Here is a 1,133-nt window from a genome sequence, read left to right on the forward strand (position 1 = left end):
CAAAATTGGGAATATAATTAGTACTATTCAAGTTGAATTTTACTTCATGAAAAGTTCTCACAAAACGCTTTATATTATGCCTGATATTATTATCTATTTCGAATTGATCACATAACTTTTGAATAAACCAATCTAAATGATACAACAATGGAAGGTCATCAATCTGTGAATAAAAAAATAACCATCCATACTTACTCTTATCAAAAATACATCCTGTTATTTTTTTATTAATTCTCCATAAAAACTTTTCACTATTTTTATTCTTCGAAAACTTAAATTCCGAGAATATTTTCACTAAAGAATCTTCGAACTTTTTAACAGACTCTTTTCTTACAGTAAAGCCATAGTCTCCACTTTTTTCATTGAGGATTTCGAACGAATACCCTAGATAAGAAAAACCATCGTAAATACTAGATTCTTTGTATTTATGACAACTTACGCTCAAATCTAAAGCTTTAAGTTTTGAAAAAATTCTTTCTCTAATACCTTCATAGTTCTTATCATTGCACAAAATTAAAATGTCATCGACATAACGAAAATATTTAAACTCTTTGTTATCAATTGAATATGTTTTATCAATGTCACTTAAATAAATGTTTGCTAAAATGCTTGCAATCGAAATCCCTTGTGGAATTCCTATTTTGTTATCTATAGTTTCTTTAGTCGGAAATGAAAGAGTAGGTGTCTTTATTGCTTTTTCTATGAGTTCCAATATAGATTTTTTGCGAATTCGCTTACTAATTAGCTTCAAAATTTCAGGATGTGAGATTGAAGAAAAAAACTCTTTTATATCTATTTTAATAAAAAAATTATAATTATAAGAATTGATTTCTTGCTTCAACTCGTCAACCAAAGTTTGAATAATTTTGTTACTGACTTCATTTTCAAAACTTTTGGTTAAAATTTCATTTAATAAGCAGAGTGTAACTTTATCTCTAATTGACGGAATAGAGATTTGTCTAGGCGATTTTCCATAACCTTTCGATATAAGTTTTTCTTTATAAGGGATAAACTCATATGTTCCATTTAGAACTTTTCTGGAGATTATATTCGTATACTCGTCGAGTCTTTTTTCAAAAGAAGCTTTATTAATTCTATCTATACCAGGCGAACATTTATGAGCTACTTTCTCA

At 27.4% G+C, this 1,133-nt stretch carries 1 protein-coding gene; it reads right to left on the reverse strand.

What is annotated here, in order from left to right; all coding sequences use genetic code 11:
• The coding region (locus tag WKI47_RS08425) for a reverse transcriptase domain-containing protein (protein WP_340226717.1) at nt 1-1,133 on the reverse strand (1,133 nt) is incomplete at both ends.

Origin of the sequence: Saccharibacillus sacchari (assembly GCF_037722395.1) — a bacterium.
In the GTDB taxonomy this organism is placed as follows: Bacteria; Bacillota; Bacilli; order Paenibacillales; family Paenibacillaceae; genus Saccharibacillus; species Saccharibacillus sacchari_A.